This is a genomic window from Marinobacter sp. bablab_jr008 (assembly GCF_016464145.1).
In the GTDB taxonomy this organism is placed as follows: Bacteria; Pseudomonadota; Gammaproteobacteria; order Pseudomonadales; family Oleiphilaceae; genus Marinobacter; species Marinobacter nauticus.
Genome location: NZ_JACDWW010000062.1, coordinates 21057 through 44098 on the forward strand (window position 1 = coordinate 21057; position 23042 = coordinate 44098).

Genomic DNA, 23042 nt, shown 5'->3' on the forward strand with positions numbered 1-23042 from the left:
ATGAAAAAAATCTTCCGCAAACGGCTACAGTCGAGAAAGCTGTCAAAGCTGACCACCTTCGGTGTCAGTGCGGCGTTTTCTATCCTGACCGCACAATCAGCGATCGCTCAGGTAAACCTGTCACAAGTGCCACTGTTTCTGAAGGAATCAGTGGATCCCAACCTGGTTTTCATTTTTGACGACTCGGGCTCCATGGGCTGGCGTTTTATGCCAGACGATTTGAGCGGGCGAGCGGGCAACAACTATTACTACTCCAGCCACGTCAATAAAATCTATTATGACCCGTCGGTGACCTACACGCCGCCCTACAAGCCAGATGGCAGTAGCCGGTATCCGAACTCGTCCTACACCAACGCCTGGGTCAACGGTTTTGATCAATCAGAGGGTACGGACGACCTGCGCAATGATATTCGGTTTGACCAGATTGGCAGCATCGAGCAAGGCTTCTATATGCAGTTCAACTCCTCAACGAGTTGTGACAGCAACCCCAGGCAAAACAGTTGTTATACAGCCGTATTGCTAAACAATGCCTCCGCCGAGGAAAAACAGAACTATGCCAACTGGTTTTCCTATTACAGCACCCGGGCATTGGCCGCAAAATCCGGTATCACTGAAGCCTTCTTCGACCTCCCCGAGAACATTAGAGTTGGCTATGGCGCGATCAACGTCAACGGAAGAACCATTGATGGTGTTAATACTGACACGCTGGTGAGCGGGGTGCGTCCGTACACAGCGGCACGCCGACAAACCTTCCTGACCTGGCTGCACGGTAAGAGCATCAATGGCGGCACCCCGTTGCGGACCGCGCTCAAGGACGTGGGTCAGTACTATTCCCGAACCGACAACCGTGGTCCATGGGGTGAAGTGCCCGGCACCAATGACAACACCTCCCACATTGAATGTCGGCAGAGTTTCTCAATCCTGATGACCGATGGTATCTGGAACGGCAGCAGTCCGCAGGTAGGCAATGCGGATGGAACCGGTGGCCCCACCTACAACAATCCCGACCCCAACGGTAAAAACTTCACCTACCAGGCGGTGTCGCCGTTTTCGGACAGCTATTCCAACACTCTCGCAGACGTGGCAATGAAATACTGGAAGACCGATTTGAGAACGGACCTGGCCAATAAAGTGCCGGTTTCTTCGACAGATCCGGCCTTCTGGCAGCACATGACCACGTTTACCATCGGCCTGGGTGTGACCGGCGACATCAAGGAAGCCGACGCGCTGGCCGCACTGGACTCGAGCAAAAATATCACCATTAACTGGCCAGAGCCCGGCGCCGACCAAAGCCCGGATAATATCGATGATCTGCTACACGCAGCCATTAACGGCCGGGGCGGTTATGCCAGCGCCCAGAATCCAACCGAATTCACCACTGAAATCCAGGGCTTCCTGGGCGATGTCATTGCACGTTCTGAAACCTCTGCATCCTCGGCAGCAGTGAGTTCAGCAGTGCTCCGCACCGATTCCCTGGGTTTCTTCGCTGGATTCAGGAGTCAGGACTGGTCTGGAACGTTAACCGCCTTCAATTTTGATCAAGGCTCAGAAGCCTGGAATGCTGAAGAAGTCCTCGCCAGCACTCAACCGCAGGCGCGCAAGCTGATTACCCACAATGGCAGTGCCGGGGTTGAGCTGGAGTTTGCATCGGCCAGCTCGCTGTCGAATCTGTCGACGGCACAGCAGAATGCTCTGAACGCCGACCCTACGCTCAACTCCACCCAGGACAACCTTGGGCACAATCGAATTGCATGGCTCCATGGGGATAACAATGCCCACCCGACGTTAAGAGACCGGCTGGTTCAGGACGACGGTGGCGCCAGCGTTTTGCGCCTGATGGGCGATATCATCAATGCCAACCCTCAGTTCGTGGGTAAAACCAACTATGGTTTCGCCCGGCTCCCGGACCCTGAGGGGGTCGCTTACCGGAATTTCAGGTCCACGTCCTCGTATCAAAACCGTGTCGATGCGCTCTACGTACCCGCAAACGACGGCATACTCCATGCGTTCAATAGCGAAACCGGGGAAGAGTTGTTTGGTTACATCCCCTCCGAGCTATTGCTGCCCTCGGGGTCAAAAACCTACGCACGAATCTCTGAGCTGATGCAGCCCAACTACACCCATAAATATTTCATGGATGGCACACCCCGTGTCCAGGACGCCTACATCGACAAGTCTGGCGGCGGGACGCAGTCCTGGCGCACGGTGCTGCTGGGAGGCATGGGCATCGGTGGAAAAACCGTTTTCGCACTTGATGTCACCAACCCGGGTTCTTTCTCTCCATCGGATGACGTTCTATGGGAGTTTTCACACCCGAACCTGGGCTATGGCGTAACCGATCCGCAGATTTCCCGGCTGGGCGATGGCACCTGGGTGGCCCTGTTCGGCAATGGCTACAATGGCGACAGCGGGCAATCGAGCTTGTTCGTTGTGGATCTTGAGACCGGTACCCTGATCAAAGAAATACAGACTGGAGCAGGCTCTGCCACCAGCCCCAATGGACTGGCATCAGTGACAGTAACCAGCTTTCCTGAAACCGACCCGGTAACCCGTTATGCCTACGGTGGAGACCTGTTGGGCAACCTCTGGAGGTTTGACCTGACAGGGCGAGTGTCTAATTGGTCCGCGACCAAGGTATTTACAGCGCAAAGTCCAGCGGGAAATAGCCAGCCGATCACTGTGGCCCCGCGCGTGGCGCTTAATCCAAACGACAGCGATGAACTGGTTGTCGCCTTCGGCACCGGTAGTTTCCTCCGCAGCGGGGACGAAGGTGACTACGATATTCAGTCGCTTTATGCCATCAAGGATGATTTGAACAAGAGCGGATTAGCGCGCTCAGACCTGCTGGAGCAAACCATCACCAAACAGGAAAGTATCAGTGTCAGCAAGGCATCCGGAAATGGATCCAATAGCTTCATTGTCCGAGACACCTCCGGCAACAGCCTGACAACCCAAAGTGGCTGGTACCTGGATCTGGCTTATAACGGGAATAAGGTAGGCGAACGGGTGATCAGTCGTGCCACCTTCCCATTTGGTGTTAACCCGGATCGGGTGCGTTTCACGACCGTTATTCCAGACCGCGACCCCTGTGGCAGCGGACGAACAGGGTTTCTGATGGACCTCAGGCTGAGCACAGGTGCGCCCTCAGACACGGCAGTTTTCGACCTGAACAGCGACGGTAAATTCAATACCGGCGATATTACCGGGGGGTATGCGCCCAGTGGTATCCAGGTTGGGTATGGTGGCGAAAACCGGACCATAGCCACGTCCGACGGTGACGCGGAGATCGTCATTCCGGGGCTGGACCCGACTCAGTTGTCACCCGGCGATCCATGCGAGGATGGCTTATGCGCCAGATCGCTCGACACAAACATCGGAAGACAGACCTGGGAGCAGCTTCGTTAAGAAGCTGGTCCCAAAACTGACTCAACCTAGAAACGGGATTGACCATGAAGAATCCGTTCAAGCTTCTCGGCGTTCGCCGAATCAACAAGAAAACCCTAGGCAGTTTAGGCGCCCTATTGGTCGCGATATCCATTTCTTCCGGCCTTCAGGCTCAGGAGGAGATCGCTGACGGCACACCTATGAATACAAATGATCGTTTTTACGAGGGGGCCATAAACGCCATCCACGCTGAGGAATCCATCCTGATCGTCGATGATGAGTCCTTCACGCTCGACAGACTCGTCCAGTTCAGGAATACCGTCTGGTCACGAGAACAGGTGCTGCAGCAAATTCAGCCAGGAGACTCCATCAGACTGGAACTGTCGCCCGATACTGCGGGCGGCTCGGGGCCAACAGTGGCGGTGGGTCTCAGCGTTATACGCGATTGATCCGCCAAAACACATTCCAGAGTAAGGATCTATTACCTTGAAGATTCAATCGAATGCCGGTTTCACATTGGTCGAGCTCATGATCGCGGTTGCAATCATCGCGATCATAGCTGCAATAGCCCTGCCGCTCTACCAGAACCAGGTGGAACAAACCCGACGAACCACAGCCCAGGCAGACCTGTTGGAACTGGCCCAGTGGATGGAAAGACGCTACTCAAACGGCTTTGACTACAGAGATGGTGGCAATAATCCAGTATTGCCCTTCACGCAATCGCCGCAAACAGGCACAGCGTTTTATAACATCAGCTTTTCCGTGAACGCGACGCGAGACACCTATACTCTGCAGGCGGTCCCCACGGGTGCTCAAGCCAATGATGATTGCGGCACGCTGACGCTGAACGATGAAGGCGTCAGAGGCGCAGCCCAGGCGGGCTGCTGGTAACATCAAAAGAATTGATAGCCCTTCAGGTTCAGTCGATTTGAAGGGCGTCAATCCTCAGTTCTTTCGGCATCGAGAAGACAATGTTCTCCTCCCGGCCTGAGACTTCCTCGGGTTCTTCCCCGCCCAACTCCTTGAGTCGGGCAATCACGTCGGCAACCAGCACCTCCGGAGCCGACGCTCCAGCAGTGACTCCTACGGACTTCTTGCCCTCAAGCCATTGCGGCTCTATCTGGGCAGCCTCATCAATCAGGTAAGCAGGCGTGCCCATGCGCTCAGCCAGTTCCCGCAGGCGATTGGAGTTGGAGCTGTTGGGGGAGCCCACCACCAGCATCAGATCACAGTCACCGGCCAACTGCTTGACCGCGTCCTGCCGATTCTGGGTGGCGTAGCAGATGTCGTCTTTGCGGGGGCCTTCGATTTTCGGGAATTTGGCGCGCAGGGCGTCGATTACCCGTGCGGTATCGTCCATGGACAGCGTGGTTTGGGTAACGAAGGACAAACGGCTGGCGTCTTTCACTTCCAGCTTTTGCACGTCGGCTTCGTCTTCCACCAGATAGATGTCGCCGCCGTTGCTGTGATCGTACTGGCCCATGGTACCTTCCACTTCCGGGTGTCCATGGTGGCCAATCAGGATGCACTCGCGGCCATCACGGCTGTAACGCATCACTTCCATATGCACTTTGGTGACCAGCGGGCAGGTAGCGTCGAACACTTTCAGGCCGCGCCGGGCGGCTTCGTTCTGTACCGCCTGGGATACGCCGTGGGCACTGAAGATCACCAGTTTGTCGTCGGGCACTTCGTCCAACTCGTCGACAAAGATCGCGCCCCGGTTGCGCAGGTTGTCTACCACGAATTTATTGTGGACCACTTCGTGGCGCACGTAGATGGGCGCTCCGAACACGTCCAGCGCGCGGTTTACAATTTCTATGGCACGGTCTACGCCGGCACAGAAGCCACGGGGGTTAGCGAGTCGAATGTGCATAATCAGTGTGTCGGCCCTGCTGGTTCAACGTCGATAATCTGAACTTCAAAGCTCAGTGTATGCCCTGCCAGCGGGTGATTAAAGTCCACATCCACCTGGTCACCTTCTACCCGCTTGATCACACCGGGCAGTTCCTGCTGGCGCGCGTCGGCGAAGGAAATCACCACACCCGGCTCCAGAACCATGTCAGCACTGAATTCGTGGCGCTTGAAGGTCTGGATATTGCTGGGGTTGCGCTGGCCGAAGGCTTTTTCCGGCGGCACTTCAAAGGTTTTGTGGTCGCAGGCTTTCAGGCCCATCAGGTAGGCTTCGAAATTTTCCGGCAGGTTTTCATCACCGATTTCCAGGGTAGCCGGCTCTTTGTCGAAGGTGGAATCCACAGTTTCGCCGTCTTCAAACTTCAGGGCGAAGTGCAGTTTTACTCGGGTTCCCTTATCGATGGGCAGTTCTTTCATGGGGTTCAGTTGCTCCTGTCAGCATCGCCGCTGGCACCAGCGGGTTTGCGGAATGCATCGATGATCATCATGGCAGCACCAATGGTGATGGCGGTGTCGGCCAGGTTGAAGGCCGGGAAGTGCCAGTCCTGCCAGTAGAAATGCAGGAAGTCCACCACGTAACCATGCACCACCCGGTCGTATACGTTGCCGATGGCACCACCGAGGATCAATACGATGGCAATCGCGGTCCAGGTTTCATCGACTTTGAGTTTTCTCAGCCATCCCACCAGCACCACACTGACCACGACCGCCAGGGTGACAAAGAACCAGCGCTGCCACCCGGCGGCATCGGCCAGGAAGCTGAATGCCGCGCCAGTGTTGTGCAGTAGCGTCAGGTTGAAACTGGGCAGCACCGGTACCGGGTTACCGTAGGTCAGCATAGCGGTGGCTATGGCTTTGGTGCCCAGGTCAATGGCGATGACCAGCACCGCCAGCCACAGCCATTTCAGTTTACTGCCAGTGCTTTCAGTCATGACCGCATCCATCAGGCGTATGCGCGGGTTTCACCCGGGCCTTCCACATTGGTCACGCAACGGCCACACAGATCGCTGTACTGCTCGTTCTGCCCCACGTCTTCACGGTGGTGCCAGCAGCGCTCGCACTTGGCGTGAGTCGCCGGGGTCACTTTCACCAGCAGACCTTCCAGGTTGGTTTGCTCTACGCCGGCCGCTTCGCTCACCGGCCTAACGGTGGCTTCAGAGGTGATCAGCACAAAGCGCAGCTCTTCACCAAGATAGTTCAGACGCTCGGCCAGGCTACCTTCGCAGTACAGAGTCACTTCCGCGCTCAACGAGCCTTTGATTTCACCACGGGCACGGACTTCTTCCAGGCACTTGTTGACCGCTTCTTTCACAGCGTAAATTTCGCGCCAGTAGTCACGGCCTAACTCGAAGCCTTCAGGCAGTGCAGTCAAGCCCTCGTACCAGGTTTCGTAGAACACGGTGTCGCCGCGCTTACCCGGCAGGTGCTGCCAGATTTCATCAGCGGTGAAGCTCAGGATTGGCGCAATCCAGCGCACCAGGGCTTCGGCTACATGATAGAGCGCGGTCTGGCAGGAACGTCGCGCCAGGCTGTCGGCCTGGGTGGTGTACTGGCGGTCCTTGATGATGTCCAGGTAGAAGCCACCCAGGGTGGCTTCACAGAAGTTGTACACCTTCTGGTAGATCCGAAGGAAGGCATAGTTGCCGTAGTCTTCGTGCAGTTCGTTCTGGAGCTGCAGGGCGCGGTCGACCATCCAGCGGTCCAGGGCAATCATGTCTTCCGACGCTACCATGTGCTGGTCCGGATCAAACCCGGTCAGGTTGCTCAACAGGAAGCGTGCAGTGTTGCGGATACGGCGATAGCCATCTGCAGTCTGGCGCAGGATATCCTTGGAAACGCTCATCTCACCGCTGTAGTCGGTGGCAGAGACCCACAAACGCAGGATGTCTGCCCCCAGCTCGTTCATGACTTCCTGTGGGGCGATAACGTTACCCAGGGACTTGGACATCTTGTAGCCCTTGGCATCCACAGTGAAACCGTGAGTAAGCACCTGTTTGTACGGCGCCACGCCATTCATGGCGATGGAGGTTTTCAGGGATGACTGGAACCAGCCACGGTGCTGGTCGGAGCCTTCCAGGTACATATCGGCCGGGAACTGGCCCAATTCTTCACGTACCCGCAATACAGAGTCATGGGTGACACCCGAGTCAAACCAGACGTCCAGGGTATCCAGCACTTTTTCGTACTGGTCAGCATCGGCGCCCAGCAGTTCGTTCTGGTCAATGTCGTACCAGGCATCAATGCCGCCGGTTTCCACCGCCTGGGCGACTTTCTCGATCAGCTCCTGGGTGTTCGGGTGCAGCTCCTGGGTTTCCTTATGGATAAACAGGGTGATCGGCACGCCCCACGTGCGCTGACGAGAAATACACCAGTCCGGGCTCTGCTCGAACATGGCCTCGATGCGATTCTGGCCCCAGGCCGGCACCCAGCGCACGCCTTTGATGGCTTCCAGGGCATCGGCGCGCAGGTTAAGCTTGTCCATGCTGATGAACCACTGGGGCGTAGCCCTGTAGATCAGCGGGGTCTTGGTGCGCCAGCAGTGCGGGTAGCTGTGGCGGAATTTTTCCGAGCGTACCAGCTTGCCTTCGCGTTCCAGCGCGGCGCATACCGGCTCATCGGCCTTGTATACGTGCACACCAGCGAATTCGCCGGCCGCGTCGGTATAGGTGCCGTCGGCTTTCACCAGGTTGAGGGTGCCAATGCCGTATTCCTTACCCACCACGAAGTCTTCCATACCATGGTCAGGCGCTGTGTGTACTGCACCGGTACCGGCGTCCAGGGAAACGTGGTCACCCAGCAGCACAGGCACTTGCTTGTCGTACACCGGATGTTGCAGCAACTGGTTTTCCAGTGCGGAACCGGAGACGTTGGCCAGCACATTGTAGTCTTCCACACCCCAGCGAGCCATGATGCCCTGCACCATGTCCGTGGCCAGAATCATTCGCTCAGCGCCGTGGCCGACATCTAACTGTACCAGTGCGTATTCAATATCGGCACCGATGGACACCGCCTGGTTGGCGGGAATCGTCCAGGGAGTCGTGGTCCAGATCACCAGGGATACATCGCCCTCACCTTCGCTGGTTCCGAAGGTTTTCAGTACGGCGTCCTGATCCACGACAGTGAAGCGCACGTCAATCTGGGTTGAAGTTTTGTCCTGGTATTCAACTTCGGCTTCTGCCAGTGCGGACTGACCAACCACACTCCAGTAAACCGGCTTGAAGCCCCGCACCAGGTGGCCCTTGGCGACGATCTTGCCCAACGCCCGGACAATGCCCGCCTCCACTTTCGGATCCATGGTCAGATAGGGCTTGTCCCACTCACCCATCACGCCCAGGCGGATAAAGTCGGCCTTCTGGCCTTCGATCTGTTTGGTGGCGTAGTCTCGGCAGGCCTGGCGGAAGGTTTTGTAGTCCACCTTCACGCCGGCCTTGCCGATTTCCTGCTCAACCTTGTGCTCGATGGGCAGACCGTGGCAATCCCAGCCCGGCACGTAGGGTGCGTCGTAGCCCATGAAACTGCGGGATTTCACGATCATGTCTTTCAGGATCTTGTTGACCGCATGCCCGATGTGAATGCTGCCGTTAGCGTAGGGAGGGCCATCGTGCAGGATGAACTTCTCACGACCTTGGCGCTGCTTGCGCAGATTGCCGTAAACGTTCAGGTCCTGCCAGTGCTTGAGCATGTCCGGCTCGCGCTTGGCCAGGTTACCGCGCATGGGGAACGCGGTTTCCGGCAGATTCAGGGTATGCTTGTAGTCGCTCATGTCTGTGTGCGTACTCTTGGTTGGTCAGTTGAATCAGGTTTCCGGGGTGGCGGGGTTCTCCGCCAACCAGGCCCGGGCATGCTCAAAATCCCGGGCGATCTGTTGCCGAAGTTCGTCAACAGAGTCGAATTTCACTTCGTCCCGCAGGCCATGGCGGAACACGACTTCCAGGTGCTGGCCATAAAGTGTGCCAGCAAAGTCAAACAGGTGCACTTCCAGCGATGGTCGCTTGCCATCTACCGTGGGGCGCAGGCCGATGTTCGCCACGCCATCACGCCATTCCCCGGTATCGAGCCGGGCCCTCACCACGTAAACCCCTCTCAGCGCCGGCATCTGATGCAGCAGGATATTGGCGGTGGGCGCGCCGATCTGCCGGCCCAGCTGCCGGCCATATACCACCCGCCCATGGACCCGGTAAGGGTGCCCCAGCAGTCGCTCGGCTTCCTCAAGTCCGTTCACATTCAGGGCGTTGCGCACCCGTGTGCTACTCACCCGCTCTCCGTCCACGACAACGGTGCGGGTATTCTCAACTGTAAAGCCCCGTTCCTGCCCCACGCTTTGCAACAGCCTGAAGTCGCCGGCCCGGTCGCAGCCGAAGCGGAAGTCATCGCCCACCACCAGGTGACGAACCCCAAGGCCATGGATCAGCACATCCTCGATAAAGCCCATGCCGGAATAGCTGCGGAAGGTTTCGTCAAAGCGGATACACAGCACCACATCAACGCCTTCGCCAAGCAGAGCTTCAAATTTCTGGCGAAACGGCATCAACCGGGGAGGCGCTTCCGCCCCCTTGAAAAATTCCTGGGGCTGAGGCTCGAAAATCATCACCACAGACGGCAGGTTAAGTGCCTGAGCCTTGCCTCTGACCTGATCGATGATGGTTTTGTGGCCCCGATGAACGCCGTCAAAGTTGCCGATAGTGGCCACGCACCCATCGGCCAGCGGAGAATCCGCACTTCCCGCGATACGCTTGAGATTGGTCAGGCCTCGAATCAGACGCATGTACTGCGAACCCTAATGCTGCCAATGGCTTTCGGCGCGCCGGCGCGAACGCGCGACGCACTGGTGAGAAAACGCGCGATTATACCCCAGGAGCGGGCGTGGTAGAAATGACGATGCCTTACTTCTGGCGGAATTGCCGCACGCGAACACCTGCAAGGGCCAGCGCAACAAAATAGGCGAGAACCCCAGCCACAACCAGAATCGTCATTTCCGAAGCCCTCTGCAGGCCAGTAAAGGCCAGCCATTGGCCAACCGGCACGTTCAGCCAGAGGATCACCGCTGCCAGCGCGCTGTTCGCAACCGCCAGCTGCATCAGGAACTTCGGCCAGCCCGACTGGCTTTTCCAGGCGCCTTCCTTGCGAAGTCCGCGCCAGAGCAGATAACCGTTGAGCCAGGCAGAAAGCGATGTCGCCAGCGCAAGCCCGGCATGCGCCAGCGGCACGATCAGCGCCAGGTTAAACACCATATTGGCGACCATGGCGATCACACCAATCTTTACCGGGGTTTTGGTATCTTCCCGGGCGAAAAAACCCGGTGCCAGCACCTTGATCAACATGAACGCCAACAAACCCGCAGAATAGGCCCGCAGACTTTGTGCTGACATCGCGACATCGCGATCGGTCACTTCGCCGTAGTGGAACAGAGTTGCGATCAAGGGCTCTGCCAGCAAAGCCAACGCCAGGGCGGCCGGCACGCCGATCAGCAGAACGGCCCGCACAGCCCAGTCCAGGGTCGCTGCAAACTGGTCCGCAGATGCTGCCGCATGCTTGCGCGACAGACTGGGCAGAATCACCGTGGCGATCGCAATACCGAACACCCCCAATGGCAACTCCGACAAACGGTCGGAATAGTACAGCCAGGACACGCTCCCGGTTTGCAGGAAGGAGGCCAGCACGGTATCCAGTAACAGATTGATCTGGCTGACCGAAACCCCGAACAGCGCCGGCGCCATCAGCTTCAGGATACGGCTTACCCCTTCGTGCCGATAATCGATCCGAGGCCTGGGCAGAAGCCCCAGGCGCATCAGAAACGGCAACTGGAAAAACAGCTGCAAGGCACCGGCAATGAACACACCCCAGGCCAGGGCCATCACCGGCTCATCCATCACCGGTGTGAGGAAAATGGCCGCCGAAATCATCGCCAGGTTCAGTAAGACCGGAGTGAAGGCCGGCACCGCAAACCGGTCATAACTGTTGAGAATGCCACCCGCAAAGGCGGTCAGGGATATCAACAGCAGATACGGAAAGGTAATGCGCAGCATCTCGCTGGTGAGCGCAAACTTGACGTCGTCACCCAGAAATCCTGGCGCAAACACCGCGGTCAGCACCGGCGAGCCGAGCATCGCAACAAGCGTTACCGCCAGAAGCACCAAACCCAGAGAACCGGCCACGGCGTCTACCAGGCGTTTCACTTGCGAAATATCCTGCGTTTCCCGATAGGATGACAACACCGGCACAAAAGCCTGAGAAAACGCACCTTCGGCAAACAGACGCCGGAGGAAGTTGGGAATCTTGAATGCCACGAAAAACGCGTCAGCCCCCGCTCCCGCGCCAAAATAGCGGGCAATCACCATATCCCGAACCAGACCCAACACCCGGGACAGCATGGTCATCATCCCGACCACGCCAGACGATCTCAACAACCCCGGCGCCCTGGGCGGTTCTGACTTCCCTGTTGAGGGTGGCTTTCGTTGTTCGGAAGACATGATTTCGGCGTCCAGAATCCTGAGTGGAAGCTACGGGCCATCTCGGTAATCCACAAGGCGGAGTAACGCCCCCCGGCCAGCCCCAGCGCTGCGATGCCGGAGTGTATCACAGGGCTTTGCAGGCGAGGCACGAACCGTGCGTCGGCCTTGACATTTCAGGTATTCAGCGGCATAGTTCCGCGTCATTTATTTCGACGCGCTGGTTTTGGCGCGCCCGCGATGTAAAAATTTCTTTTTTATAGCAACGAATTTTCAGGAGTTTTACGGTGGCAAATTCCCCGCAAGCCAAGAAGCGCGCTCGTCAGAACGAGAAAAACCGCAAGCATAACGCCAGCCTGCGTTCCATGGCACGCACCTACATGAAAAAGGTCGACGCCAAGATCAAGGCCGGCAACCACGATGAAGCCCAGGCTGCTCTGAAAGAAGCTCAGCCGATCATGGACAGCATGGTCAACAAAGGCATCTTCGCCAAGAACAAGATTGCTCGCCACAAGAGCCGTCTGAACGCCAAAATCAAGGCTCTGAAAAGCGCCTGATTCTGTGCGAAATAAAAAAACCGGCTAGCCAGCCGGTTTTTTTTGTGCCTGAATCAAGCGAAAAAGATCAAACCACCACCAGATTATCCCGATGGATCATCTCCTCATCGGACACATAACCCAGAACATCGTTAATGCGATCACTGGACCGGCCCGAGATGGCCCTGGCTTCATCAGCATCATAGTTAACCAGCCCCCGCGCGATTTCTTTGCCAGTCAGATCGACACAGGAGACCATCTCCCCCCTCCGGAACTGCCCGGACACAGCCTTCACACCCACCGGCAACAGACTCCGTCCACCTTGGCGCAACACCTTCACCGCACCATCATCCAGCGTGAGCTTGCCCCGGGTTTGCAAGTGACTGGCAATCCACTGCTTTCTGGCCGCCAGCCGCCCCTGCTCCGGCAACAGCAAGGTGCCAATCACATCACCCTGGCGTAATCGGGCAATCACATGCTCAATCCGGCCACCAACAATCACGGTAAACGCGCCTGAGCGGGCCGCTAACCGGGCCGCCCTCAGCTTGGTCTGCATACCACCGCGCCCGAGCGCTCCGGCACCACCGCCGGCCATGGCATCCAGCTCGCGATCTTCCGCCCTGCGCTCGGTCACCAGCACAGCATCGCCGTGCTTGCGGGGGTCTTTATTAAACAGCCCCACCTGATCGGTCAGAATGATCAGACCATCCGCCTCAATCAGGTTCGCCACCAGCGCACCCAGGGTGTCATTATCACCAAAGCGGATCTCGTCGGTCACCACCGTATCGTTCTCGTTCACGATCGGCACCACACCGTAATCCAGCAACGTACGCAGGGTACTGCGGCCGTTCAGGTAACGCTTGCGGTCGGAGAGGTCGTCGTGGGTCAGCAGAATCTGCGCCGTATGGATATCATGGCGCTTGAACTGGGCCTCCCAGGTCTGCACAAGCCCCATCTGCCCCACAGCAGCCGCAGCCTGCAACTCGTGCAGGTGCTGGGGGCGAACGGTCCAACCAAGGCGACTCATGCCTTCGGCGACCGAGCCGGAGGACACCACCACCACCTCCACCCCTTCGGCAATCAGCTCTGCGATCTGATCTACCCACAACCCCAACGCGGCCACATCCAGACCTTTGCCATCATTGGTCAGCAAGGCACTACCGATCTTGACCACCAGACGGCGGGCCTGTCGAAGCTGAAGGCGTTCACTCATGATAGCGGTACAGTCTCTTCCGTTAGTGAGTTATTCCGGTGCGTAAACCACTTCAACGTCGTAATCATCGTCGTCAAAGTCGTCGTCATCATCCGCGTTACGGGCCGCTCTACGGGCCTGACGATCCGCCTCAATTTTCTGACGGGCCTCTTCGTCCATGCGACGCCTGCGCGCGGCTTCCTGCTCAGCGAAATCGGGATTGTCGGCTTCCTGCTCGGCCTGCTCCTCAATCCAGCGCATCACGGCCTGCACCAGAGGTTTGGTGCCCTCACCACTCAGCGCGGAAATGCGGAACACAGGCCCCTCCCAGCCAAGCTCATCAACAATGGCCTGACAATGGGCCTCGCGATCTTCCTCGGCGACCATATCGACCTTGTTCAGCACCAGCCAACGTGGACGGCTGGCCAGCGTTTCACTGAACTTTTCGAGCTCGTGGGCAATCGCCCTGACCGCGTCGGCCGGAGACGAGCCGTCATAAGGAGCAACATCCACCAGGTGCAGCAACAAGCGCGTCCGGACCAGGTGCTTCAGGAAACGAATACCAAGCCCTGCTCCCTCCGCGGCCCCCTCAATCAGACCAGGGATATCCGCGATGACAAAGCTTTGATGGGCCTGCACACTGACCACACCAAGATTTGGTACCAGGGTGGTGAAGGGATAATCCGCTACCTTCGGGCGCGCGGCGGAAACCGACCGGATGAACGTAGACTTGCCGGCATTGGGCAAACCCAGCAAACCGACATCGGCCAGAACCTTCAGTTCCAGACGCAGATTACGCGCCTCACCCTCAGACCCTTTGGAGGTCTGGCGCGGAGCACGATTAACGGACGACTTGAAACGGGTATTGCCAAGGCCGTGAAAACCACCCTGAGCCACTTTCAGACGCTGACCTTCTTTGGTGAGATCTCCCAGCACTTCATGGGTATCCATATCCACCACTGTCGTGCCAACCGGCACCGGTAGCACCAGATCTTCGCCTTTAGTACCGGTGCAGTTACGGCCAGCGCCCGGCTCACCATTCTGGGCCTTGTATTTACGCTGGAAGCGGTAATCAATCAGGGTATTGAGTGCGCTGTCCGCCTCCAGATAGACGGAACCGCCATCCCCACCGTCACCGCCGTCGGGACCACCCTTTGGCACGTACTTTTCCCGCCGGAAGCTCAGGCAACCATGCCCGCCTTTACCGGCTTCAACAATGATGGTGGCTTCGTCTACAAATTTCATACGCCAAATGCCTTTGCATAAACTAAAAAGCCCCGCAGCCTCAAGGAAGCTTTGCGGGGCTCCGGATTCACCTGAGAACTGACTAAATCAGCATATCAGGCAAACCCAAGGTTCAACAGAACCGGATCGCCGCTGCTTACGCAGCCGGAACGATGCTTACGAACTTGCGGTTCTGCGGGCCTTTGGTTTCGAACTTCACCTGACCTTCCGCTTTCGCGAACAGGGTGTGGTCCTTGCCAATGCCTACGTTGCTGCCAGCGTGGAAACGGGTGCCACGCTGACGAACGATGATGCTGCCTGCAGATACAGACTCGCCACCGTAGCGCTTGACACCAAGTCGTTTCGACTCGGAATCGCGACCGTTACGGGTACTACCTGCTGCCTTTTTATGAGCCATTACCAGCCTCCTTCATTAAGGGGTTATTCGAGGGCTTAGCCCTGGATACCCGTGATCTTGACTTCAGTAAACCACTGACGGTGGCCCTGACGCTTCATGTGATGCTTACGACGACGGAACTTGATGATGTTCACTTTGTCGTGACGACCGTGGCTAACCACTTCTGCGGTCACCTTGGCACCTTCAACAACCGGAGCGCCAACTTTTACGTCGTCGCCATTGGCAACCAGAAGAACACGATCAAACTCAACGGAACCGCCGGTTTCAACTTCCAGCTTTTCCAGCTTCAGAGTTTCGCCTTCTTTTACACGGTGCTGCTTACCACCGCTAACAATAACTGCGTACATTCATAGTCTCCGCGATTGACCCATCCCTGCTCTTATCCACCTGGTTCTAAGGGAAGCGCTCTGGCGACCCTATTGCAGGGAGCGCAGGTTGGGATGAGTTGGGCGCGTGATTGTACGAAAACCCGTCGACCAATACAAGCCGGATTCCGGCTCAAGTTGACACTGTAAGCAGCAATACCTAGCATTGCCGCGACCTGCCCGAAAACTCAACGAAAACACCAGCAAGGGACTTACCGGCCCGATGACAGCCCAGCGCATCTACGACACCGTAGCGGATGATTTCAGCCGCGTTAACGACCTTATCATCAAGCGGCTCGCTTCCGATGTCCCGCTGGTTGAGAAAATCGCCCAGTACATTATCGAAAGCGGCGGCAAACGCCTGCGTCCTTTGCTGGTTCTGCTGGCCAGCCAGGCCGCCGGCTACCAGAAAGACGATCATCTGAAGCTGGCTGCCGTGATTGAATTCCTGCATACCGCCACCCTGCTGCACGACGATGTGGTAGACACCTCCGATATGCGCCGCGGCCGCAGCACAGCCAACGCAAAATGGGGCAACGCGCCCAGCGTGCTGGTCGGCGATTTCCTCTATGCCCGGGCCTTCGAAATGATGGTCGAGCTGCAGAGCCTGCCGATCATGAACGTGCTGTCGCACGCCACGGCCGTTATTGCGGAGGGAGAGGTCATGCAGCTGATGAATGTGAAGAACCCGGACTTGAGCGAAGACCAGTATATGGTCGTTATCCACAACAAGACCGCCATGCTGTTTGAAGCCGCGTCCCACACGGGCGCCCTGCTGGCCGGAGCCAGCAGGGAACAGGAAAATGCCCTGAAAGACTATGGCAAGCACCTGGGGCTGGCATTCCAGCTGGTTGATGACGTTCTCGATTATCAGGGCGATGCCGAAACCATGGGCAAGAACGTGGGAGACGACCTGGCGGAAGGCAAAACCACCCTGCCGCTGATCTACGCCATGGCCAATGGTAGCGAAGCCGAAAGGCAACTGATCCGCCAGGCCATCCGGAAGGGAGGGCTGGATGACCTGCCGAAAGTACTGGATATCGTTAAGGCGTCCGGTGCCATCGAATACACCATGACAAAGGCAAAAGAGCAGGCGCAGATCGCGAGAGACCTGCTGGTCTGCCTGCCGGGCTCTGAGCACCGGCAGGCGCTGGAACTATTGACCGAAGTGGCGGTAGCCCGGGTAAGCTAGTCAACCAGGCCCATTCAGCCGAGATGTTCACGCCCGTGGGGTGCTTCGAATTCCAGCTCTGGCCCCACCGGCACAATCTGGGTTGGGTTAATGGTGCGCTGACTTACATAGTAGTGACGCTTGATCTGGCCCAGATCCACGGTTTCAGCCACGCCCGGCACCTGATATAGCTCCCGCACATAGCCGGACAGATTCGGATAGTCGCAGATCTGCTGGCGGTTGCACTTGAAGTGGCTGTAATACACCGCATCAAACCGGATCAACGTGGTGAACAGCCGCCAATCGGCCTCGGTTAGCCGGTTACCGGTGAGATAGCGCTTCTCCGCCAGCCTTTCTTCAAGCCAGTCCAGGGAGTCGAACAGGGCCTGGTAGGCCTCCTCATACTTGTCCTGCGCAGTCGCGAACCCTGCTTTGTAAACGCCGTTGTTCACCGTGTGGTAAACCCGTTCATTCACCGCCTCGATGTCACCACGCAGGCTTTCCGGGTAGAAATCCCGGTCGTTATTCACGCCCTCAAGGCCATCAAAGGCGGAGTTGAACATCCGGATAATGTCGGCGGATTCATTACTGACAATGGTTTCGCGCTCTTTGTCCCACAACACCGGCACCGTGACCCGGCCAGAATAATGCGGGGCGGCACGGGTATAGACCTGGTGCATGAAGTCAAAATTATACAAGTCGTCCTGATGGTCTTTGCGACCGGGCCGGAACTCCCAGCCGTTTTCCACCATGTCCGGGTGCACGACAGACACTGAAATATGGTCCTCCAGACCTTTGAGCTTCCGGAAAATCAAGGTGCGGTGGGCCCAGGGGCAGGCCATGGAAACATACAGGTGATACCGGCCACTCACTGCAGGAAAACCACCCTCTCCGGCCGGCCCGGCAGAGCCATCAGCGGTTACCCAGTTCCGGAACCGCGCCGCTTCGCGCTCAAACTTGCCACCGGTTCTGCCCGTGTCATACCACTGATCGTGCCAACAGCCGTCAACCAACAAGCCCATAACTACCCTCCTGCGAGGTCAGCCACCATGACATTTGCCCTGATGAAGTGTGATGGGGCCGACCCGGTTCTGAATTAATAGAGACAGGCTAACGGCTGTGCTGCTAGGCTGATAGCAAGCATTTCTGGCAAACACTTTCAGATTATTCGAACATGCATACAGCCATTACCATCGACGCACTCAAAGTACTGGACGCTATCGACCGCAAGGGCAGTTTTGCCGGTGCCGCCAGCGAACTGTTCCGGGTTCCCTCGGCCATCAGTTACACCGTTCAGAAGCTTGAGGAAGACCTCAGCGTCAGTGTCTTTGACCGAACCGGCCACAAAGCCGTGCTCACGCCCGCCGGTCGTTACCTGCTGGAGGAAGGCCGCTCGCTGCTTGAAGCCGCCGAGAACCTGGCTCACTCTACCCGCCAGGTAGCTCAGGGCTGGGAAACCAGGCTTAGAATAGGATTCAACTCGCTGCTGCCGGCACAATGCCTGTTTCCGGCGATTGACGCTTTTTACCAATTGGGCGTTCCAGTGGATGTACAGGTGGTGGAGGAGGTCTTTGCAGGCGCCTGGGACGCCCTGCAAAGCCGGCGCGTCGACATGGTGATCGGCGCAGACCAGCTCAGCAAGCCCGCCGGAAGCTTTACCACCAAGCCACTGGGCGAGATACCTTTCGTCTTTGCCGTGGCGGCCAACCACCCTTTGGCCCAGGCAGAAGACCCCCTGAAAGAAAGCGACATCGCCCCATTTCCCGCTGCCGTTGCCGCCGACACCTCCCGCGCGCTGCCACCCGGCCATGCCGGCATCTTCCGGCGCCAACGAACCTTGACCGTCACCAACATCGACCAGAAAATTGCCATACAGGAAGCAGGCCTTGGCGTTGGCTGGCTGCCCTTGCCACGCATCCGGGAGGCACTGGCTTCAGGCCGGCTGGTGGCGAAAGCCGTGCACGAACCACGCCCCCCGATCGCCATTCACCTGGCCCGCCACAGTGAAGACAAAGGCAAGGCACTGATGTGGTTCTGGAACCGGCTGAGCGAAGACCAGAGCCTCAGCCAGTGGCTCAAGCCTGCCGATTCCTGAGGCAAAGGGGCCAACCGGCGAATTCACGACCTGAAGTATACTGACCAGCCGAATACAACGAGAAACACAAGGAGTGCGTTCCATGCGTCAGCTGTCGGAACTGGATGCCTCGTTCCTGTATCTGGAATCGGACACCACCCCGATGCACATCGGCGGCATTTATCTGTTCGATGCCAGCGGGCTGTCCAACCCACTGGCATTCAGCACCTTCGTCGCCTATCTGCGCAGCCGGCTCCACGTGGTACCTCTGTTCCGCCAGAAGCTGAAAGAAATCCCTCTCCGGCTTGGCCGCCCCTATTGGGTGGACGACGCCGATTTCAGCATCGAGCGGCACCTGGCCTACGTAAACCTTGGCGAACACGGCAAGCAGGCCAGCCTGATATCCCTGGCCTCGAAGATTCTTGAAGAGCCGCTGAAACGGGACCGACCACTCTGGCACATCACCTTTGTCGATGGTTTCCGGATCGACGATCCGGAGGGTGAAAAAGAAGGGTTTGCACTGATCGTGAAGCTGCACCATGCCGCCATTGACGCGTTTAGCGGTGAGGAAATCATGGGCAAGCTACTGGAGTACACACCCAGCCCGAGAACCATCACGCCACCCCGTCCCTGGCTGCCAAGGCAGGAACCTTCAGAAGAGCGGGTTTTCCTGCAGGCCGGCGCCAACATGCTGAAAACGCCGATGCAGCTGGCCTCTCTGGCCTATAACGCCGCCGAAGCCACCACCCGTGGGCTGATCCAGAAGCAATTACACAAGCTGCCATTGCCACTGCCCTTGTTCACCGCGCCCCACAGCCCCTTCAACCGGCAGATTACCGCCAACCGGCGAATTGTCTCAACCAGCGTGGACTTGTCCCGGCTCAAAGCCATCAAGGGCTCATTGGTCGACGTCACCCTGAATGATGTGGTCCTCGGCCTGTGTGCCGAATCCCTGGCCCGATACCTCGCCAACCAGAACATAGAAACGAAATCCTCGCTGGTCGCCATGACGCCGATCTCGGTTCGTTCCAGCAGTCTTCGCAAGGCCACCGGCAATCAGATGTCAGCCATGTTGCTGGACCTGGCCACCGCAGAACCCAACCCGGCAGCCCGGATCCGGCGAATTCACCGCAATGCGGTTGAATCCGAGCCCTACCGTGAAGCCATAGCCGCAGACCGGCTGACCGAGCTACTTCCGTCAACGCTGCTGGCACTGTCCGCCCGCCTGTATTCCGAGCTGCAGGTCGCACAGCGCTACCAGCCACTGTTCAACGTGCCGATTACCAACGTACCGGGCCCGCAGGTACCGCTGTACCTGCAAGGTGCCCGACTGGTGCGCCAGTACAACAGTGCCCCATTATTCGACAGCCTTGGGTTGGTGATTGTTGCGGTCAGCTACCAGGGCCAGCTCACCCTGAACTTTACGCTTTGCCCGGACGTGGTCGCCGACAGCGACCAGCTACCGGAACTGGTACACGACAGTCTGGAAGCGATAGAGAAAGCTGCAGCGGAGCTGGGCCCCGATCAGGGCCATGAGCAGTTTCCGGAACCACAACACAACATGACCGACGATGTCCTTGCCTACGTGGAAAAACTGCTAAAAGGTGGGCTGGGCAGATTCAGAAGATAGCCGGGGCGGATAGTCGTTCCGAAGAACGGTAGAGAAAAAGCCGGGCCCCCAGGCCCGGCGCCGGATTATTCGAATGCCCAACGCAAAAAGGCTTTCTTGTCTTCATCAGAAGCGTCGGCCCAAATGGCTTTGAGCTTATCCAGAGTACCGCCTTCCTGGGGAAGGCCGGTGCTCTCGACTCCGGAAGCCGGAACCGGAGTGCGGTTGTCCGTCAGCCGGGACTGTCCGTCCCACTCCTCAGATACCGCCACGACGGTGCCATTGCCGGCGACGATCTTCGCTGAAAAGCTCTCCATCATGGCTTCGGCTTCCTGGCGACTTGCCGGCTTATTAAACTCGAAACCATAGACTGCGTCCGGGCTCGCCTTGAAACGCGCAACCTGAGTACCGCTCTCAATAACATGCACTTTGGATTCGCCGTTACGCACCACACCACTCTTCGCCCAGATGGTTTTGTAGCGGAACACCACCTCGTTCTCTCCCGGCAACAAACCGTAATCCAGCGCCAGATCCTCAATCAGGAAGTTGGTCATGTTCCGACCATTCACACTGACCACCTGTATCTCACCGGGCGCCTGCAGCACGGCCGGTTTTGTCGTCGCCGGCAACTGGCCTTCCCAGGTATCCACTCTGGCCACACTCGATGCACAGCCCGCCATGACAACGCTCGCCAGAACAGCCAGCAACTTGAAAAGCCTTGGAACGTGACACATACTCACTTCATCTCCTTATCCATAGGGATGGCCGTTGGCACGGCCTGCAATGTTGAGGGCAACTCTGCCAAGCATTCTGACCATCCCGGCGGATCAGAGCAAGGCACGCAACGGAATTCACTTTCACTGCAGGAAGGTCCGGAATGTGATGCCCAACGTAAGAATGTAAAAAATTGTTGAATTCGGCTGCAATTGGATTAATTTTAAACAAGTCGGCTTACACAACGCACAGCCCGAGAAGAAAAGAACAAGTGGGCTCAGGAGAAACCATGGACACTCAGCGCAGGACAGGAGAGCAAGGCCCCGTCCCGTTTCGCAGCAGTCGTTTTTTCTGCGTAGGGAGCAAATGGTACTTTACAACCCGCGAAGGCTTCGACAGTGGGCCTTTTGCCTCAAGAGAGCGGGCAGAGGTCGGCCTTAAACGCTTTCTGCATGTTGTTCGCATGCTGCCAGAAGAGCAGCAGGTGCACTAACCCACCCAACAATACCGAATGGGTGATGCCCCGCTAGATAATATAGGGCATCACCCAGACGTCAATCGCCCAAAGGCAACCCAGCGCCATGGCCCCGGCGACGACATCGTCCACCATAATCCCGAGCCCGCCGGGCAAGCGCTCATCCAGCCAGTTAATGGGCCAGGGCTTCCACACGTCAAACAGCCGGAACAGCATGAACGCCATGAGCACCCCGTAAAGCTGATCCGGAAACAGGCCCAGGGCAATCCACATCCCCACAAATTCATCCCATACAATACCGCCGTGATCATGCACTTTCAGGTCTGTCGCGGTTTTGCCACACAACCAGATACCCACCAGAAACGCCGCCAGAACCACGAGCCAGTAGGCCAACGGAGGCATCCAGGAAAAGGCATACCAAACCGGAATAGCGGCGAGGCTACCCCAGGTTCCCGGCGCTCTGGGCGCTGCACCGCTGCCAAAACCGAAGGCCAACAGGTGGACCGGGTTTTTCAGAAAGCCAGGGGGCAAGATGACCTGGGCGGCGTCCGGTTCATGCATCAGCTCATCACTCATGCGGGTCTCCCAAAATGCTCATATCCTTGAATGACGCCAGAGACCGGCCCGCTCAGCTGAAGGCCAGGCTCCGAAGTAATCTCTCCAATGACCGTCAGCTCACAGGCCACAGAAGCGTCAAGGGTGCCGAAGGTTTCTGGCGGGATGGTGATGCAAAGCTCATAGTCATCTCCTGCTCCCAACGCCAGATCCCGGGCGTTCTCACCCTTTAATGCAACCAACTCCGCCATCATCGGTATACGTCCCGTGTCGATTCGCGCTCCGGCCCCCGAGGCATCAAGGATATGGCCGAGATCCGCCAGGAGCCCGTCAGAAATATCTATGGCAGAGGAGGCACAGCCCGCCAGCTGCTGACCCAGTGACAGACGAGGCTGCGGGAAATGATAACGTGACAACAAGGCGAGCTGGGCCGGTGAGGGCGCGGGGGCAGCAAGGTAATCAAGAGCGGCACCGGCCGCCCCGAGCGTGCCGCTGACACATATCAGGTCGCCGGGCTTCGCGCCGGATCGATAAAGTGCACGCCCACTCTCAACAGTTCCGTGCACCTGGATGCTGATTGTCAGGGGGCCACGGGTAGTATCTCCGCCCGCTAGGGCGATACCAAAGGCTTTGCTGGCCCGGGCCAGCCCCTCTGAAAACGGCTTCAGCCAGCCCTGATTGGCGTCTGGCAAGGTTAAAGCCAGAGTAAAACAGACCGGGCTTGCGCCCATCGCGGCCAAATCACTGACCGCAACCGCCAGAGCTCGCCATCCGAGATAATCTGGCGAATAATCGGAAGGAAAATGAACGCCCTCTACCAGGGTGTCCACAGAAAACACCAGATCCAGCCCCGGCGATACCCGCTGGATCGCACAGTCGTCGCCGGGACCGAGAAGGAGCTGATCCTGCCCGGCACCATCGGCCAGCGGCTGGAAATACTTCCGGATCAGCTCAAATTCACCCAT

Annotated in this window: 22 protein-coding genes; 8 read left to right on the forward strand and 14 right to left on the reverse strand. The window is 57.7% G+C overall.

Annotation, left to right across the window (positions count from 1 at the left end; genetic code table 11):
• The 3 genes from JIF53_RS12000 to JIF53_RS12010 are packed head-to-tail and all read left to right on the forward strand — an operon-like array spanning window position 1 to window position 4275.
• On the forward strand, window positions 1-3405 hold the full coding sequence (locus JIF53_RS12000) for a pilus assembly protein (protein WP_121208506.1): 3405 nt from the start codon (window positions 1-3) through the stop codon (window positions 3403-3405).
• 44 nt (window positions 3406-3449) lie between these two features.
• A complete protein-coding gene (locus JIF53_RS12005) occupies window positions 3450-3833 on the forward strand; it encodes a hypothetical protein (protein WP_023009255.1) in 384 nt (127 codons plus the stop codon).
• A gap of 37 nt (window positions 3834-3870) precedes the next feature.
• The gene (locus tag JIF53_RS12010; RefSeq protein ID WP_014420598.1) at window positions 3871-4275 is read left to right on the forward strand and encodes a type IV pilin protein; all 405 of its coding nucleotides are present in this window, start codon (window positions 3871-3873) and stop codon (window positions 4273-4275) included.
• 28 nt (window positions 4276-4303) lie between these two features.
• Here JIF53_RS12010 and ispH read toward each other — a convergent pair whose 3' ends face one another.
• The 6 genes from ispH to murJ form a co-directional block, all read right to left on the reverse strand.
• Window positions 4304-5257 (reverse strand): 4-hydroxy-3-methylbut-2-enyl diphosphate reductase, encoded by a 954-nt coding sequence (ispH, locus tag JIF53_RS12015; RefSeq protein WP_199452564.1) that lies wholly within the window; start codon window positions 5255-5257, stop codon window positions 4304-4306.
• Between the two features lie 2 nt (window positions 5258-5259).
• Window positions 5260-5712, reverse strand: coding sequence for an FKBP-type peptidyl-prolyl cis-trans isomerase (fkpB, locus tag JIF53_RS12020; RefSeq protein WP_199452565.1), 453 nt, complete (start codon window positions 5710-5712; stop codon window positions 5260-5262).
• 5 nt (window positions 5713-5717) lie between these two features.
• A complete protein-coding gene (gene lspA / locus JIF53_RS12025; protein ID WP_199452566.1) occupies window positions 5718-6239 on the reverse strand; it encodes a signal peptidase II in 522 nt (173 codons plus the stop codon).
• The gene (gene ileS / locus JIF53_RS12030; protein WP_199452567.1) at window positions 6239-9058 is read right to left on the reverse strand and encodes an isoleucine--tRNA ligase; all 2820 of its coding nucleotides are present in this window, start codon (window positions 9056-9058) and stop codon (window positions 6239-6241) included. Before ileS ends, lspA begins: the two co-directional genes overlap by 1 nt.
• 33 nt (window positions 9059-9091) lie before the next feature.
• The gene (ribF, locus tag JIF53_RS12035; RefSeq protein WP_023011688.1) at window positions 9092-10060 is read right to left on the reverse strand and encodes a bifunctional riboflavin kinase/FAD synthetase; all 969 of its coding nucleotides are present in this window, start codon (window positions 10058-10060) and stop codon (window positions 9092-9094) included.
• A 118-nt stretch (window positions 10061-10178) separates the two neighbouring features.
• Window positions 10179-11765, reverse strand: a complete 1587-nt coding sequence (gene murJ, locus JIF53_RS12040; RefSeq protein ID WP_081496550.1) for a murein biosynthesis integral membrane protein MurJ — start codon at window positions 11763-11765, stop codon at window positions 10179-10181.
• Window positions 11766-12031: 266 nt separating this feature from the next.
• On the opposite strand from murJ, the gene rpsT reads away from it, so the two are divergent.
• Window positions 12032-12301 carry a 30S ribosomal protein S20 gene (rpsT, locus tag JIF53_RS12045; protein ID WP_011784377.1) on the forward strand — a complete coding sequence of 90 codons (270 nt, stop codon included), beginning with the start codon at window positions 12032-12034 and terminating at the stop codon, window positions 12299-12301.
• A 67-nt stretch (window positions 12302-12368) separates the two neighbouring features.
• Here the strand turns inward: rpsT and proB are convergent, their stop codons facing one another.
• From proB to rplU, 4 genes are all read right to left on the reverse strand, one after another.
• On the reverse strand, window positions 12369-13493 hold the full coding sequence (proB, locus tag JIF53_RS12050; protein WP_014420591.1) for a glutamate 5-kinase: 1125 nt from the start codon (window positions 13491-13493) through the stop codon (window positions 12369-12371).
• A 30-nt stretch (window positions 13494-13523) separates the two neighbouring features.
• On the reverse strand, window positions 13524-14717 hold the full coding sequence (cgtA, locus tag JIF53_RS12055; protein WP_011784375.1) for an Obg family GTPase CgtA: 1194 nt from the start codon (window positions 14715-14717) through the stop codon (window positions 13524-13526).
• Window positions 14718-14853: 136 nt separating this feature from the next.
• On the reverse strand, window positions 14854-15114 hold the full coding sequence (gene rpmA / locus JIF53_RS12060; RefSeq protein WP_011784374.1) for a 50S ribosomal protein L27: 261 nt from the start codon (window positions 15112-15114) through the stop codon (window positions 14854-14856).
• A gap of 35 nt (window positions 15115-15149) precedes the next feature.
• Window positions 15150-15461 carry a 50S ribosomal protein L21 gene (gene rplU, locus JIF53_RS12065; protein WP_011784373.1) on the reverse strand — a complete coding sequence of 104 codons (312 nt, stop codon included), beginning with the start codon at window positions 15459-15461 and terminating at the stop codon, window positions 15150-15152.
• A gap of 241 nt (window positions 15462-15702) precedes the next feature.
• Here rplU and ispB point away from each other — a divergent pair, with 241 nt between their 5' ends.
• The gene (gene ispB, locus JIF53_RS12070) at window positions 15703-16671 is read left to right on the forward strand and encodes an octaprenyl diphosphate synthase (RefSeq protein WP_199452568.1); all 969 of its coding nucleotides are present in this window, start codon (window positions 15703-15705) and stop codon (window positions 16669-16671) included.
• A gap of 14 nt (window positions 16672-16685) precedes the next feature.
• Here ispB and JIF53_RS12075 read toward each other — a convergent pair whose 3' ends face one another.
• Entirely contained in the window at window positions 16686-17672 is a 987-nt protein-coding gene (locus tag JIF53_RS12075; RefSeq protein ID WP_199452569.1) for a glutathione S-transferase family protein, read from the reverse strand.
• A 152-nt stretch (window positions 17673-17824) separates the two neighbouring features.
• Between JIF53_RS12075 and JIF53_RS12080 the strand changes: the two genes are divergently transcribed.
• Complete coding sequence (locus tag JIF53_RS12080; protein WP_199452570.1) at window positions 17825-18745, forward strand: LysR substrate-binding domain-containing protein; 921 nt, start codon at window positions 17825-17827, stop codon at window positions 18743-18745.
• A gap of 82 nt (window positions 18746-18827) precedes the next feature.
• On the forward strand, window positions 18828-20354 hold the full coding sequence (locus JIF53_RS12085; protein WP_041654568.1) for a WS/DGAT/MGAT family O-acyltransferase: 1527 nt from the start codon (window positions 18828-18830) through the stop codon (window positions 20352-20354).
• A 65-nt stretch (window positions 20355-20419) separates the two neighbouring features.
• Here JIF53_RS12085 and JIF53_RS12090 read toward each other — a convergent pair whose 3' ends face one another.
• The gene (locus tag JIF53_RS12090; RefSeq protein WP_199452607.1) at window positions 20420-21067 is read right to left on the reverse strand and encodes a DUF2057 family protein; all 648 of its coding nucleotides are present in this window, start codon (window positions 21065-21067) and stop codon (window positions 20420-20422) included.
• 269 nt (window positions 21068-21336) lie between these two features.
• On the opposite strand from JIF53_RS12090, the gene JIF53_RS12095 reads away from it, so the two are divergent.
• Window positions 21337-21540, forward strand: a complete 204-nt coding sequence (locus tag JIF53_RS12095; protein WP_011784367.1) for a DUF6316 family protein — start codon at window positions 21337-21339, stop codon at window positions 21538-21540.
• Window positions 21541-21573: 33 nt separating this feature from the next.
• Here JIF53_RS12095 and JIF53_RS12100 read toward each other — a convergent pair whose 3' ends face one another.
• Both JIF53_RS12100 and thiL read right to left on the reverse strand, forming a co-directional pair.
• Complete coding sequence (locus JIF53_RS12100) at window positions 21574-22098, reverse strand: phosphatidylglycerophosphatase A (protein WP_014420585.1); 525 nt, start codon at window positions 22096-22098, stop codon at window positions 21574-21576.
• Window positions 22095-23042 (reverse strand): thiamine-phosphate kinase, encoded by a 948-nt coding sequence (thiL, locus tag JIF53_RS12105; RefSeq protein ID WP_199452571.1) that lies wholly within the window; start codon window positions 23040-23042, stop codon window positions 22095-22097. Before thiL ends, JIF53_RS12100 begins: the two co-directional genes overlap by 4 nt.